At 73.5% G+C, this 14,164-nt stretch carries 13 protein-coding genes; 3 read left to right on the forward strand and 10 right to left on the reverse strand.

The features are described 5' to 3' along the window. Positions 1-81 precede the first annotated feature (81 nt). Together ACZ6Q9_RS15980 and ACZ6Q9_RS15985 are read right to left on the reverse strand one after the other, a co-directional pair. On the reverse strand, positions 82-1,722 hold the full coding sequence (locus tag ACZ6Q9_RS15980) for a sodium/solute symporter (RefSeq protein WP_393259409.1): 1,641 nt from the start codon (positions 1,720-1,722) through the stop codon (positions 82-84). Position 1,723: 1 nt separating this feature from the next. Next, positions 1,724-2,113: a DUF485 domain-containing protein gene (locus tag ACZ6Q9_RS15985; protein WP_393260619.1), complete on the reverse strand. Its 390-nt coding sequence runs from the start codon at positions 2,111-2,113 to the stop codon at positions 1,724-1,726. 337 nt (positions 2,114-2,450) lie between these two features. On the opposite strand from ACZ6Q9_RS15985, the gene ACZ6Q9_RS15990 reads away from it, so the two are divergent. Continuing rightward, positions 2,451-3,014 (forward strand): RNA polymerase sigma factor, encoded by a 564-nt coding sequence (locus ACZ6Q9_RS15990; RefSeq protein WP_393259407.1) that lies wholly within the window; start codon positions 2,451-2,453, stop codon positions 3,012-3,014. Beyond that, positions 3,001-4,236 (forward strand): WD40/YVTN/BNR-like repeat-containing protein, encoded by a 1,236-nt coding sequence (locus ACZ6Q9_RS15995; protein WP_393259405.1) that lies wholly within the window; start codon positions 3,001-3,003, stop codon positions 4,234-4,236. The genes ACZ6Q9_RS15990 and ACZ6Q9_RS15995 overlap by 14 nt, the downstream gene beginning before the upstream one ends. A 47-nt stretch (positions 4,237-4,283) precedes the next feature. Here ACZ6Q9_RS15995 and ACZ6Q9_RS16000 read toward each other — a convergent pair whose 3' ends face one another. From ACZ6Q9_RS16000 to ACZ6Q9_RS16020, 5 genes are all read right to left on the reverse strand, one after another. Beyond that, entirely contained in the window at positions 4,284-4,934 is a 651-nt protein-coding gene (locus ACZ6Q9_RS16000; RefSeq protein ID WP_396829246.1) for a DUF5701 family protein, read from the reverse strand. 62 nt (positions 4,935-4,996) lie between these two features. Next, positions 4,997-5,758, reverse strand: coding sequence for a LytR/AlgR family response regulator transcription factor (locus tag ACZ6Q9_RS16005; RefSeq protein ID WP_393260617.1), 762 nt, complete (start codon positions 5,756-5,758; stop codon positions 4,997-4,999). Between the two features lie 17 nt (positions 5,759-5,775). Further along, a complete protein-coding gene (locus ACZ6Q9_RS16010) occupies positions 5,776-7,002 on the reverse strand; it encodes a sensor histidine kinase (protein WP_393259401.1) in 1,227 nt (408 codons plus the stop codon). Between the two features lie 39 nt (positions 7,003-7,041). Next, a complete protein-coding gene (locus tag ACZ6Q9_RS16015) occupies positions 7,042-8,613 on the reverse strand; it encodes a sugar transferase (protein WP_393260615.1) in 1,572 nt (523 codons plus the stop codon). A gap of 266 nt (positions 8,614-8,879) precedes the next feature. Beyond that, positions 8,880-9,740 (reverse strand): Fpg/Nei family DNA glycosylase, encoded by an 861-nt coding sequence (locus tag ACZ6Q9_RS16020; RefSeq protein ID WP_393259400.1) that lies wholly within the window; start codon positions 9,738-9,740, stop codon positions 8,880-8,882. Between the two features lie 80 nt (positions 9,741-9,820). Between ACZ6Q9_RS16020 and ACZ6Q9_RS16025 the strand changes: the two genes are divergently transcribed. Further along, on the forward strand, positions 9,821-11,095 hold the full coding sequence (locus tag ACZ6Q9_RS16025; protein ID WP_393259398.1) for a glycosyltransferase: 1,275 nt from the start codon (positions 9,821-9,823) through the stop codon (positions 11,093-11,095). A 535-nt stretch (positions 11,096-11,630) separates the two neighbouring features. On the opposite strand, the gene ACZ6Q9_RS16030 is transcribed toward ACZ6Q9_RS16025, so the two are convergent. From ACZ6Q9_RS16030 to ACZ6Q9_RS16040, 3 genes are read right to left on the reverse strand one after another with little or no spacing between them, the layout of a single operon-like run. After that, positions 11,631-12,353 (reverse strand): CDP-alcohol phosphatidyltransferase family protein, encoded by a 723-nt coding sequence (locus tag ACZ6Q9_RS16030; RefSeq protein WP_396829247.1) that lies wholly within the window; start codon positions 12,351-12,353, stop codon positions 11,631-11,633. Then, positions 12,328-13,395 (reverse strand): iron-containing alcohol dehydrogenase family protein, encoded by a 1,068-nt coding sequence (locus ACZ6Q9_RS16035; protein WP_393459414.1) that lies wholly within the window; start codon positions 13,393-13,395, stop codon positions 12,328-12,330. Before ACZ6Q9_RS16035 ends, ACZ6Q9_RS16030 begins: the two co-directional genes overlap by 26 nt. Beyond that, positions 13,383-14,114, reverse strand: coding sequence for a phosphocholine cytidylyltransferase family protein (locus ACZ6Q9_RS16040; protein ID WP_393260612.1), 732 nt, complete (start codon positions 14,112-14,114; stop codon positions 13,383-13,385). Before ACZ6Q9_RS16040 ends, ACZ6Q9_RS16035 begins: the two co-directional genes overlap by 13 nt. Between the last annotated feature and the right edge of the window lie 50 nt (positions 14,115-14,164).

The raw sequence follows: 14,164 nt of genomic DNA on the forward strand, positions 1-14,164 counted from the left end.
CGGCATCGGCCGGCCACCGGTCCGGCCGCAGGATGATCCCCGATCATCCCCGAGACGTACCCGGGGCGTGGCGGCGGTCGCTCACAGCCGCAGCGCCTCCGGCGTGTGCAGCCGGAGCATGGTGGCCCCGACGTCGGCCGGAGCCCGGCGGCGGGTCGCCACGGAGACCGCCACCATCACGGTGAAGGCCAGCGGCACCGTCCACGCGGCCGGCTGCGCGGTGAGCGTGGCCGGCCAACCGGAGAGTGGCGGGCCGAGCACGGTGACCAGGACCGCCCCGACAGCGGCACCGCCGCCGACCAGGATCCCGGCGGCGGCGCCGAGGTCGGTCAGCCCGCGCCACCAGATGCCCAGCACCAGCAGTGGGCAGAAGCTGGACGCGGCGACCGCGAACGCCAGCCCGACCACCTGGGACACGTCCAGCCCGGCGAGGTTGAGCGCGAGCACCGCCGGCACGCCGCCGGCGATCACCGTGGCCAGCCGGAACCCGCGGACCGAGCCCCGGCCGAGCACGTCGGTCGAGATCACCCCGGCGACGCTGGTGAGCAGCCCGGACGAGGTGGACAGGAAGGCCGCGAACGCGCCGGCCGCGACCAGCGCGGCGAGCAGCCGCCCGGTCGCCCCGTCGCCCAGCGCGGCGCCGGGCAGCAGCACCACCACCGCGTCCGTCTGGCCGGTGACGAGCAGTTGCGGGGTGTAGATCCGGCCGAGCACCCCGTAGATGGTGGGCAGCAGGTAGAACGCGCCGACCAGAGCCAGCACCACCAGCGTGGTGCGCCGGGCGGCCGCGCCGTCCGGGTTGGTGTAGAAACGCACCAGCACGTGCGGCAGCCCCATGGTGCCGAGGAAGGTGGCCAGGATCAGCGAGTAGGTCGCGAACAGGCCCCGGTCGTCGTCCCCGGCGGTGCTCGGCAGCAGCCAGTCGGCCGCGTCGGTGGCCACCCCGGAGACCTCCGGCACCGGGTCACCGGCGGCGAACGACAGCTCGTCGCCGGGGCGTACCTCCCGGATCTGGCCGTCGGGAAGGGTGAGGGTCGCGCGGTGCTCGACCACGACGGTGGTCGCGGTCCGGAACGTCGGCCCGTCGGGCGGGGTCACCGCCGGCCGGGCGTCGGCCTGCCACTGCAACGCCAGGAAGATCGCCGGTACGGCGAGCGCGGTCAGCTTCAGCCAGTACTGGAAGGCCTGGACGAAGGTGATCGCGCGCATGCCGCCGAGCGCCACGTTCGCGGTGACCACGACGGCCACCAGTAGGGCCCCCAGGGGGTACGGCGAGCCGGTCACCGTGGCCAGCGTCAGCCCCGCCCCCTGGAGCTGCGGCACCAGGTAGAGCCAGCCGATGAAGATCACGAAGGCGGTGGCGAGGGTGCGTAGCCGGCGCGAGCCGAGCCGCAGCTCGCAGAAGTCCGGCAGGGTGAACGCGCCGGAGCGGCGCAGCGGCGCGGCCACGAAGAGCAGCAGCGCGAGGTAGCCGGCGGCGAAGCCCACCGGGTACCAGAGCACGTCGACGCCGTACTTGAGGATCAGCCCGGCGACGCCGAGGAAGCTCGCCGCCGAGAGGTACTCCCCGCCGATCGCCGCCGCGTTCCAGGTCGGGCTGATCGCCCGCGAGGCGACCAGGAAGTCGGAGGTGGTGCGGGCCAGCCGCAGCCCGTAGAAGCCGATGCCGACGGTGACCAGGGTGACCGCCACGATCGCCGGGACGACGAGATCGTTGCCCACGTCAGCGCTCCGGCCGCTGGACCAGGTCGGTGAAGTCCTGCTCGTTCCGTTCGGCGAGCCGCACGTACGCCCAGCCGACCGCGATCAGGAACGGGAACGAGACCACGCCGAGCAACAGCCAGGGCAGGTTGACGCCGAGCACGGTGATCCGGCCGACGTCGGGCGCGATGGCGAACAGCCACGGCAACCCGCCGAGCCCGATCGCCACCACCAGGGAGAGCCGCAGGGCCAGCGCGAGCTGGGCCCGGACCAGCCCCCGGACGAGCGCCTCGCCGACCCGGGTCTGCTGGGCCAGCTCGGCGCGGGTGCGCTGCGCCCGGTCCTCGCGGCGGGACACCTCGGCCAGCACGATCCGGGCCCGGGGCTGGGCGGCGGGAGTCTGCCGCGGCACCACGGGCCGGCCCGTCCGCCCCGGCGTTTCGGGCCGGCCCGACCGGGGCGCCGGGACGGGATCGTCGGCAGCGGCCACCCCGGCAGTCTGGCCCGCTCACCGCGATTGTCAAGGGCAGTCGTCGCACCGGCCACACCTGCCGCGAACGTCCCAAGCCGTGACGCGGTCGCGGCCGTCGCGCCCGCCGCAGCCGTCGCGGGGATGGTCCACACCGGGCTGTGCACAACCTGTGGAGAACGCGTCACCCCTGTGGATAACTCCCGTGGGCACCCTTTCGATCGGCCGGGGAACCTGCCGCCGTGCTCGTGGGTGGGATAGGTGGAGGAGGGAGGTGACGGTGTCCGACGGCGATCTGATCTCGGAGCTCTACGCCGGGTGTTTCCGCCGGCTCGTGGTGCAGCTCTACGCGGTGACCGGTGACCTGAACGAGGCGCAGGAGGCGGTCCAGGAGGCGTTCACCAGGGCGCTGGCCGCGCCCCGGCGCTTCGCCCGGCTGGAGAACCCGGAGTCGTGGCTGCGGCGGGTCGCGGTGAACGTGGCCCGCAGCCGGTACCGGCGACGGCGAGTGCTCGACGGGCTGCTGCGCCGGATCGGCCCGCCGCCCGCCGTCGCCGACCGTGCGCCGGAGCACCTCGCGTTGCTGGCCGCGCTGCGCGGGCTGCCCGACGGGCAGCGGCACGCACTCGCCCTGCACTACCTGGTCGACCTGCCGGTCGACGAGGTGGCGGCGACGCTCGGCGTCTCCGCCGGCACGGTCAAGTCCCGCCTGTCCCGCGGCCGGCAGGCGCTGGCGGCGCTGCTCACCGAAGACCGCGACCACGAGGTTAGGCGCGACCGCGACCAGGAGCCCGCCGACACCGCCGAGACCACGCAGACCGGGAGGGCCGATGTCCGATCGTGAGTTCACCGGGTTCGACGCCGAGACCGTCGCAGTCGCCGTCCGTCAGCCGCCGCTCGGCGACCTCCGGCGCGCGGCCCGGCTCCGGCGGCGCCGCCGGGCGGCCGGCGTCGGGTCGGCGGTCGCACTGGCGCTCGGCGGCACGGCGGTCGCCCCGTTCGCCGGGCACGGGAGCGGGGTGGACTGGGCCGGTCCGGACCCCACCGACCCGCCGGCCGACCCTCGCGTGAGCCATCTGGTCGTGCTCTCGGAGCGGTCGGCGGTGGCGGTGGAGGAGGCCGACAACGGTTGTCGGCTGAGCTTCACGGCCACCACCGACGCCGGGCGTACCTGGTCGGGCTGGCGCACCAACTACCTCGACGGCCCGTGCAGGTCGGACGCGGAGGGACGCCGCACCTCGGACGTCCGGTTCACCGTGCTCGACGAGCAGCGGTACCTGGTCAGCATCGACGGCAGCCAGGTCGTCTCGCTGGACGCCGGCCTCACCTGGCGGAGTCTCGCGTCGGTGGCGACCGAGGTTCGCGCCTTCCCCGAGAAAGCCCGTCCGGCTCGCTGCGCGGAATCCTGCGGGGCGATGCCGCGCCCGCTGGCGGTCGATTCGGGCACCTGGCGGGTGTACCGGCTCACGGACGCGCCCGGGGAGGTCGTGCCGCAGGCGGTGGACCAGGCCGATGACGGCGCCCTCTGGCTCATGTCGCCCGCGCCCGACCACGGTGCGCCCGCCTCGGTCGCCCTCAGCGTCGACCGGGGAGCGACCTGGCGCACGTCGACGGTGCCCGAGGGTGTGTGGGCGAGCTCGTTGGTTGCCGTGAGCGCGCAGGAGGCGTACGTGCTGGGCGGGACCATGTCCGCCGACCCGCACGGGGAGCGACCCGCCGGTCCGGCCCGGCTGCTGCACACCACGGACGGCGGCCGGTCCTGGGCGGATGTCGGCACCGACCTCCCCTCGACGGACCTGGTGCGGGGAATCACCCGGGGCGCGAACGGGGCCCTGCTCGTCTGCGACGTGACGCAGGACGGCGTCACGTCGTTCGTGTGGATCAGCCGGGACGGCGGGCGGCACTTCAGCCGGAGCACGCGGACCGGCAACGAGGGCACGTCGTTCGGCACGTCTCGGGGGCTGGTCTGGCTGGCCGATCGGGAGGACCCCACCGACGCCAACTCGGTCGTCGTCCACATCAGTGCTGATGGTGAGAACTGGAGCCGGCTGACGTTGCCCCGGTGAGTGGAGGCGGGACGGCCGGGATACCCACCCGGCCGTCCCCGCGACCGTCAGCCCAGCCCGATGCGCTCGGGGCGGGCGGTGGCGGAGCCGAGCCAGGTGTGCGGGTTGCCGTACCAGCACCAGCCGAGCTTCGGCGCGCCCTGGCTGATCCAGATCGCCGGCACCCGCCTGTCGCCGCAGCGGGAGCCGACCAGCGAGAAGCACTTGTTCTTCGCCAGTGCCTCCGGGTGCAGCGTGACGAAGGCGAGCCCCTCGTCGATGGAGAGCGGCAGCCGGCCCTGGCCGGTGATCACCTCCATCGCGGCGGCGGGGGCCAGGTTCAGCGTCTCCTCGCCCCGGTCGACGTCGAAGAGCAGGTACGCCGGCCCCGCCGGCACCTCCAGCTCCTTGATCGGGTCGAACTTCGGCAGGTCACCCTCGGCGTAGTGCCGGTCGACGACGCCCGGCTTCCGCTTGCCGGCCAGCGTGGTGAGTGCGACCCGCGCCTCCACCGGCACCAGCTCGCGGGTGATCACCAGGAGGAACGGCACCCGGCCCTCGGTCGGCGCCGGCAGGCCCGCCGCACCGGTGACGGCCGCCGCCCGCAGCGGGGCGACCAGGGCACGGAAGGCGTCCTCGGTCAGGTCGGCCAGGGCCGGGTAGCCCAGCTCCACCATGCGGTCGAGCTGACGGTCGAATTCGGTCGCGGCATCGAACAAGGCGGCCTCCATTTTCGTACGGAGTACCGTACAGCGTACGACAATGCGAGCTTATTCCCGCCTCAGCGGTTCCAGTCCTGCTTCGCCGCGCGCACCAGCTTGTCCTTCAGCTCGCGGGTGTGCCGGCGGCTGACCGGCAGCTCGGCCGAGTCCACCACCACGACATAGCCGGAGTTGGCCAGCCGCAGCTCGGCGATCAGCTTGAGCTGCACCAGGTACGACCGGTGGATCCGGACGAACCCGGCATCCGCCCAGCGCTCGGCCAGGGTCGCCAGCGACACCCGGACCAGGTGCGAGCCGTCGGCGGTGTGCAGCCGCGCGTAGTCGCCCTGTGCTTCCACCCAGCGCACCGCCGAGCGGGGCAGCATCCGGGTGGTGCCGGCCAGCTCGATCGGGATGGTCGGGTCCTCCTCCGCCCGCGCGAGGGCCGCCGGGTGGGACGGCACCACCCGCGCGCCGATCACCCGGCGCAGCGACTCGGCGAGGCGCTCGGCGCGTACCGGCTTGCGGACGTAGTCGGTGGCGCCCAGGTCGAACGCGTCCACCGCCCCGTCGTCGTACGCCGTGACGAACACGATCGCCGGTGGGCGGGCGAACCGGCGCAGCACCCGGGCCAGCTCCATGCCGTCCAGGCCGGGCATCCGGATGTCGAGGAAGACCACGTCCACGTCGCCGTCGCGGAGCACCCGCAGCGCCTCGGTGGCGTCCCCCGCCGTGTGCAGCCGGGCCACCCGGGGGTCGGCCCGCAGGTGGTACGCCAGCTCGTCCAGCGCCGGCGGCTCGTCGTCGACCGCCAACACCCGGAGGAAACCGGACGCGTTCACCCCGCCGGTCCGGTCGGTCACGAGCCCGCCCGTACGCCGGGGTGGAACTTCGGCACCCGCATGCTCACCTTCGTACCGGAACCGAGACCCGTCTCGACGACGAGGCCGAAGCCGTCCCCGAAGACCGAGCGGAGCCGCTCGTCGACGTTGGAGAGGCCGACGTGCTGGCCCGGGTCGTCGCCCGGGTCCACGGTGGCGCCGGCCAGCTCGGCGATGCCGGCGGTCAGCGCGGTCGGATCCATCCCCACTCCGTCGTCCTCCACCGTTATGTGGCATTCCGTGCCCGCGTCCCGGGCCTCGATGCACACCATGCCCGTGCCCGGCTTGCGGGACAACCCGTGCCGGACGGCGTTCTCGACCAGCGGTTGCAGGCACAGGAACGGCAGGGTCACGGGCAGCACCTCGGGGGCGATCTGGAGGCGCACCTGGAGCCGGTCGCCGAACCGGGCCCGCTCGATGGTCAGGTAGCGGTCGATCGAGCGCAGCTCCTCCGCCAGCGTGGTGAACTCGCCGTGCGCCCGGAACGAGTACCGGGTGAACTCGGCGAACTCCAGGATCAGCTCCCGGGCCCGGTCCGGATCGGTGCGCACGAAGGAACCGATCGCGGTCAGCGCGTTGTAGATGAAGTGCGGGCTGATCTGGGCGCGCAGGGCGCGCACCTCGGCGCGGGCCAGCCGCTCCCGGGAGGAGTCCAGCTCGGCCAGGGCGAGCTGGTTGCCGGCCCAGTGTGCCGTCTCCAGGGTGGCCTGCACCAGGCCGGGCTCCGGCTGACCGTCGGCGACCGCGACCAGCGCGCCGACCGTGCGCCCGTCGGCACCGGTCAGCGGGGCGACCACCGCGCCGCGCACCGGGCAGTCCACCCGGTCGCAGTGCAGCTCCGAGTCGCCGAGCACGGTCGAGCGGCCCGTCGCCACGGCCCGCCGGGCCGCCGCGACCAGTTGGTCGTCGTGGTGCCCGCCCCGCCCGTCCAGGGCGAGCAGCGTGTCCCGGTCCGTCAGCGCCAGCCCGGCCGCCCCCACCAGGGCCCGCAGGTGGCGTACGGCCTTCGCCGCGTTGGCCGCGCCCAGCCCGGCGCGCAGCGGCTCGGCGGCCAACCCGGCGGTGTGCAGCACCTCGTAGGTGGCCCGCTGGGTGGCCGTGGCGATGCCCCGCCGCCCGCGCAGCCGGAGCACGGCGAACAGCGCCGCGGCCAGCGCGGTGACCAGCGAGACGACGCCGAAGACGGCCGAGAGGTTGCCACCCACGCAGCGATCCTGGCCCCTGCCGGCCTGTTCGCCAAGGGGTCAGTACGCGCCCTTGCGGGCGAGCACCACCCCGACCGTGCGCCACAGGATGCTCAGGTCGTACGCCAGCGACCAGTTGTCGACGTAGTAGAGGTCGAGCCGGACCGCCTCGTCCCAGGACAGGTCGGAGCGGCCGGAGACCTGCCACAGCCCGGTCATGCCCGGCCGGACCAGCAGGCGCCGGCGCACGTCGCCGAGGAAGTCGCCGTCGTCGGCGGGCAGCGGGCGCGGCCCGACCAGCGACATCTCGCCCTTGAGCACGTTGATCAGCTGGGGCAGCTCGTCCAGCGACGAGGCCCGCAGGAAGCGGCCCACCGGGAAGACCCGCGGATCCTGCTTCATCTTGAACAGCATGCCGTCGGTCTCGTTCTGGTCGACCAGGCTGGCCAGCCGGTCCTCCGCGTCCACGTACATGGTGCGGAACTTCCAGACCCGGAAGGTGCGGCCCTCGTGGCCGACCCGGGGCTGGCGGAAGAACACCGGGCCGGGGTCGGAGAGGCGGATCGCGATCCCGATGGCCAGGAAGACCGGGACCAGCAGCAGCAGGCCCAGCCCGGCGGCCACCCGGTCCATCAGGTTCTTGGCGAGCAGCGCCGGCCCGGACAGGGTCGGCTCCTCGACGTGCAGCAGCGGCAGGCCCTCGATCGGCCGGATGTGCACCCGGGGGCCGGCGATGTCGGTGAGCTGCGGGGCGACGACCAGGTCGACGCCGGAGCCCTCCAGCTGCCAGGCCAGCCGGCGCAGCTCGCCCGGTTCGGCGCTGGCCGAGCCGCAGACCGCGATCGTGTCGCCGCCCACCTCGCGGACGAGGGCGAGGACGTCCCGGCCCGCGTACACCGGGACCGGGGTCTCGATGCCCTTGGCGGCCGCGTAGCCGTCGGTGACGTGGATGGCGACCGGCACCAGCCCGGCGGCCGGGTTGCGGGTGACCGCGGTGTAGACCTCCAGGCACTCCGGCAGGGTGCCGACCAGCACCATCCGGTGGCCGGCCTGGCCGATGTTGCGCCGGACCACGTGCAGCACGAAGCGGCAGAGCATCCGGTTCAGCAGGATCAGCAGCAGCGCGGCGAGCAGGGCGGTGCCGACCGTGTAACGGGACAGGTCGGTCTTGGTGGCGAAGGCGAGGAAGGACACCGTCGCGGTGACGGCCACGCCGGCCCGGATGACCCGCTTGTACTCGTCCGGCCCGAGGCCCAGGTAGCGCCGGTCGTAGGCCCGGTTGGCCCAGAGGCTGACCACCCAGCCGAGCGGCAGCAGCACGAACGCCACCGTGTGGAACCACGTCGGGTCCTGCTCGGCGTTGTAGAAGCCCGCCGTGGACTGGTCGAACGTCTCGATGGCGATCAGGCTGGCGACCGCGGCGGCCGCGAAGTCGAGCAGCAGCAGGAGGGTGATGTAGGGGCGGTGCCAGCGCGACACCCGGCGGCGGGCCCGGGCCCACGCGGACCGGGGCACGCCGTTGGGGGACGGCGACGCCGGCGGCTGGATCTCGAAGCTGTCGACGTGCCGCACGAGTTTGCTCCGGCCTGTGTTGGTTACCGGGCGCTGGAGGCTTGTCGTCACCTCACCCATGTCCTCCCGCATGACACGTGCCGCTCACTCGCCGTGAGGGCCCGGGTCGCCCACCGTCCCAGTCTCCCACGCGGTGCCGACCCCGTACGCCGACCCGAGGGACATTGCGCGGGTGTGGTGCCGCCTGGCATCTGGCCGGCTTCGCGCCATTTCAGAAGCCGGGGACCGAGCCACTATACCGATGGATTGCGGCCCCGGTAGAGCTCCGACTCCGACCTTCGACGCAGGATGGCCGATTCCTCTGCGTAGTGGGGCAGTGTCGTTACTCACCGTACGAGCCGCGACAACCTACGGTCAGCGAGGGGCTTGCCGCCGGTCTGACAGGTGGCGCAGTACTGGAGGCTGGAGTCGGCGAACGAGACCTCGCGGACGGTGTCGCCGCAGACCGGACAGGGCTGCCCGGTCCGGGCGTGCACCTTCAGGCCCGAGCGCTTCTCGCCCTTCAGCTCGGCCGCCTTCTGCCCGACCGACCGGCGCACCGCGTCGCCGAGCACCTCCCGGGTGGCCGCGTGCAGGGCCGCGAGTTGGTCGTCGGTCAGCCGGTGGGTCAGCGCGAACGGCGACAGCTTCGCCGCGTGCAGGATCTCGTCGGAGTACGCGTTGCCGACACCGGCCAGCACCGTCTGGTCGGTGAGCACCCCCTTGACCTGGCCCTTGCGGCTGCGCATCCGCTCGGCGAAGGTCGCCGGGTCGGCGGCGAGGGCGTCGGGGCCGAGCCGGGCCACCCCGGGCACCGCCGCCGGGTCCGCCACCAGGTAGACGGCGAGGCTCTTCTGGGTGCCGGCCTCGGTCAGGTCGAAGCCGGAGCCGTCGTCGAGGCGTACCCGCAGGGCGACCGGGCCCTTGCCGGGGCGCAGCGGGGCGGCGGACGGGAACGCCTCCCGGTAGTGCAGCCAGCCCGCCCGCGCCAGGTGCACCACCACGTGCAGGTCGCCGTCGAGCACCACGTCGAGGAACTTGCCGTGCCGGCGGGCGTCCACCACGGCCCGCCCGGCGGCGGCGGTCGGTGCCGGGTCGTACGTCTTCAGGGCGCTGATCGCGGCGACCTCGACCCGGTCGACGCGCCGCCCCACCGCGCGCTCGCGCAGGTAACCCGCGAGCGCCTCAACCTCCGGTAGTTCGGGCACCAGCCAACGGTAGCCTTCTTTCCCGTGAGCGCGAGGAATGAGCTTGCGAGTCCCGCAGTCGCGAACGAAAGGCAAGCTCCGTGAGAATCGTGGTGGCGCACAACCGGTACCGGGAAGCCCAGCCGTCCGGTGAGAACACGATCGTCGACGCGGAGATCGCCCAACTGACGGCGGCCGGCGTCGAGGTGCTGCCGTTCATCCGCAGCTCGGACGAGATCCCGACGATGCCGAAGACGGCCAAGGCGCTGCTGCCGATCTCCCCCATCTGGGCGCCCCGCGCGCAGGAGGACCTGAGCCGGCTGATCACCGAGCACCGGCCGGACGTGCTGCACCTGCACAACCCGTACCCGCTGATCTCGCCCTGGGTGGTGCGGACCGCGCACCGGCACGGCGTGCCGGTGGTGCAGACGGTGCACAACTACCGGCAGGTCTGCTCGTCCGGGCTCTACTTCCGGGACGGCATGATCTGCCAGGACTGCCGGGGCCGGGCGCTGGGCGTGCCGGCGATCGTGCACCGCTGCTACCGGGGCTCGCGGGCGCAGAGCGCGCTGATGGCGACGACGCTGGCCGTGCACCGCGGCACGTGGCGCTCGGTGGACCGGTTCATCGCGCTCACCTCGGCGGTCGCCGACCACCTGCGCGACTACGGCATCCCGGCCGGGCGGATCGTGGTCAAGCCGAACGCGATCCCCGACCCGGGCCGCCCCGCCCCGCTGGGTGCGGGGTTCCTCTTCCTCGGCCGGCTCTCCCCGGAGAAGGGGCTGGACCTGCTCCTGGACGCCTGGCGGCGACACCCGGACGGGACGCTCGGCCCGCTGCGCATCGCGGGCGACGGCGAGTTGCGCCCGCTGGTGGAGGCAGCGGCCGCGGACCGGGCGGACGTGACCTTCCTCGGGCCGCTGGACCGCGCGGGGGTGCGCGCCGCACTGGAGGCGAGCGCGGTGGTGCTGGCCACCTCGACCTGGCACGACGTGCTGCCCACCGTGATCATCGAGGCGCTCGCCGCCGGCCGCCCGGTGCTCGGCACCGCGCTCGGCGGCATCCCCTACCTGGTCGGCGCGGACGCCCCCCGCGAGCCCGCCGGCACCGGGCCGGCCGCCGTCGCCTCAGCCGTCGCCGGGGACGGGCCGGCGGCCCTGCCGGTGGGTGCGCGGCGGGGCGAGGCCGGCTGGGTGGCACCTCCCGAGCCGGCGGCGTTGGCCGCCGCCCTGCCGGTGGCCGCCGCCGGGGCCGCGGCGCTGGCGCCGGCCGCCCGGCTGCGCTACGAGCGCACCTTCCATCCCGACGTGGTCACCAAGCAACTTCTCGACATCTACGCCGGTGTCCTGCGCACCGGCACGCCGGCCGGCCGCTGAGCCGGCCGGCGTTCCGGTCGACCGCTGAGCCGGATGGCGTTCCGGTCGACCGCTGAGCCGGCGGCGCTAGGTCGGCTTCTGAGGGTGCCGGCCCTCGGTCGGCGCTGAGCCGCTGTCGCTCCGGTGGGACGCGGAGCGTGCCGGTGAGCCGGTCGGCCGTCACTCCACGTGACTGTCCGTCAGGGAGCGGCTTGCGTCACTGAGCGTGACTGCACTCGCTCTCGTGTGGTGTCCTATATGTCACCTTAGTTGTCACACAAGCCTGTTGAGCAGCGTCTTCGCCATGATCCGCGTTTCCGCCCCGGTGGCCACTCGCCGACGCTTTGCTCTGCACCCACCGGCGCACCAGCTACTGCACGTGTCCGGTGCGTGGATGGGTGCAGAGCAAAGCGTGCGGGGCGGGAAACCGGTGGGTGCCGCGACACGCGCATGACGATCGCGGAGGGTGACTGCCCGGTGCCCGGTGCCCGGTGCCGGGCACCGGGCCGGGTGTTGGTGGCAGCCGGGCGGACCGGGAGGTGGTCGGATGTTCCCCTCAGCGCAGCGAGGCGCGGGCGGAGAAGGCGATGCTGGCGAGCAGGAAGCCGCCGTTGACGATCGTGAAGGCGACCATCACCCAGAGGGCGAGGGCGGGGGCGAACATCAGCACCAGGGCGGCGGCGAAGATCACCGCGCCGTAGTCGCGGACCAGCTTCACCAGGCGTACGGGCAGCGAGGTCGAGGTGACCATGCTGGCCGCGTTCGGGCCGGCCTGCATCACCGAGGTGACCAGGTTGACCATCCAGGTGCCGGCGAAGATCGCGACGAGCCAGCTCGGCGTCGACGGCTCCTGCGCCACCGCCGTCGCCGCCAGCGCGGCGACCAGAGCGATCTGGGCGGCCACGTCGCAGAGCACGTCGACCCGGGCGCCGGCCGCGCTGCCCTGCCCGGTCACCCGGGCGAGCTGACCGTCGGCGCAGTCCAGGGAGTACGCGACCTGCCAGCCCACCAGGGCGAGCAGACCGACCGCCCAGGCCGGCACCTCGCCGGCGGCGACCCGACCGGCGAGCGCGACCACGGTGATCGAGGTGGCCAGGCCGAGCACCAGGTTGAGGATGGTCAGCGCGGTCGGGCGCAGCCCGAGACGTTGGGCGACGAGCGCGAAGACCGCGCCCAGCCACTGGCTGACCGATTCGCTGAACAGGCCGCCGCCCCGGTTCACCCGGTGGAAGTCGGCGACGGTGGGGCGGGGCTCAGCCAAGGTGGTCGCGGATTGCACCGGCGTAGTCTGCCAGCCGCTCCCGGATCTCGGTAGACGACATCGCCAGGTGTTCGAGGATGGTGTAGCGGTCCGGCCGGGTGGCCGGCGCGAACTGTACCGCCTCGACAAACTGGTCGTCGGTCAGCTCGACCTCGGCCGGCAGGCGCGGCAGCCCGTGCCGCGCCAGGCAGGCGGACATCTCTACGAACCGGCGCTCGTCGCCGCGCAGGAACGTGCAGAACAGCGCGCCGATCCCGGCCAGTTCGCCGTGCGACGCGGTGCCGGGGAACAGCGCGTCGATCGCGTGCATGATCTCGTGGCAGCCGCCGCTGCACGGTCGGCTGGTGCCCTCGATGGCCATCGCCAGGCCGCTGGAGATCAGCGCGTCGGCCAGCACCGTGACGAACCCGTCGTCGCTCATGTCGCCCGGGTGGTTGAGCACGGCCTCCGCGCCGGCGCGCGACAGCGAGGCGGCCAGCCCGTCGACCGGCTCGCCGCGTACTCGCCGGGCCAACTCCCAGTCGGCCAAGGCACTGATGTTGCTGACCACGTCGCCGATGCCGGCGCGGTTGTGCCGCTCCGGCCCGGCCTCGACGAAGTCCAGGTCGACGATCACCGCGATCGGGATGTGCACCCCGTAGGAGCCCTTCAGGCCCTCGGTGATCAGGCTGGCCACCGGGGAGGCGATGCCGTCGTTGGCGAGACTGGTCGCCACCGAGACCATCGGCAAGCCGCGCCGGGTGGCAGCGTACTTGGCTACGTCAATCGTCTTGCCGCCGCCGATGCCGACGACCGCGTCGTAGGACCGGTGCCGTAGCTTCGCCCCCAGGTCGTCGGCGGCGTCCAGCGTCCCTCCGGCGACCGTGAACACGTCCGCAGAGCGCAGCGACGGCCGGATCAGCTCGGCGATCCGCTCGCCCTGCCCCGGCCCGACCACCACGGCGACGTCGCCACCTGCGGAGATCCGGCCGTCGGACAGGATCGACGCCAGGTCGGCCACCGCGCCCCGGCGCACGTCGATGTGCAGCGGGGTGAGGACGCTACGGGCTAGTAGCGGCACGCGATCTCCCGCGCGCGGGCCAGGTCGGCGTGGTTGTCGACCTCGACCCAGGAGACGTCCCCGATCGGTGCCGCCCGTACCTCGCCGCCCCGGTCGGCGAACTCCTGGTAGCCGTCCTCGTAGTAGAGGTTCGGGTCGCGCCGCCAGGTCGCCTCCAGCGCGTCGGCGAGGGCGTCGGCCACCTGCGGCTCGATCAGCGTCGCGCCGATGTACTCCCCGTACGCCTCGCCCGGGTCCATGATCTTGGTGATCCGGGTGAGCTGGCCGGCCGCGTCGAAGGTGGTCTTCATCTCCTCCTCGGCCAGCGCCTTGATCGTGTCGACGGCGAGCAGGATGCCCGGGCCGCGCTCGGCCAGCAGGGTCTTCTCCACGCTCACCGGGTGCACGGTGTCGCCGTTGACCAGCAGCACGCCCCGGGCGAAGTGCTCCCGGGCCAGCCAGAGCGAGTAGGCGTTGTTCCACTCCTCGGCCTTGTCGTTGTGCACCAGGGTCAGCGTGACGCCGTACCGCTTCTCCAGGTCGGCCTGCCGCTCGCGTACCGCGTCGGCCGCGTAGCCGACCACGATCACGATCTCGGTGAGCCCCACCTCGGCCAGGTTCCCCAGCGCGATGTCCAGGATGGTGGTGTCACCGTCCACCGGCACCAGCGCCTTCGGCAGGGTGTCGGTGTACGGGCGCAGCCGGCGCCCCGCCCCGGCCGCGAGCACCATCCCGATCATTGAGGCGTCCTCCCTCGTACGACTCCCGGTCACCGCTGGAGGATAGCGCC

The sequence above is a fragment of the Micromonospora sp. NPDC049139 genome (assembly GCF_055586845.1).

What these genes read in the sequence shown, in the direction of transcription:
- ACZ6Q9_RS15995 (WP_393259405.1), top strand. Translation starts at nt 3,001, where the DNA reads ATGTCCGATCGTGAGTTCACCGGGTTCGACGCCGAGACCGTCGCAGTC.
- ACZ6Q9_RS16040 (WP_393260612.1), bottom strand. Translation starts at nt 14,114, where the DNA reads ATGATCGGGATGGTGCTCGCGGCCGGGGCGGGGCGCCGGCTGCGCCCG.
- ACZ6Q9_RS16015 (WP_393260615.1), bottom strand. Translation starts at nt 8,613, where the DNA reads ATGGGTGAGGTGACGACAAGCCTCCAGCGCCCGGTAACCAACACAGGC.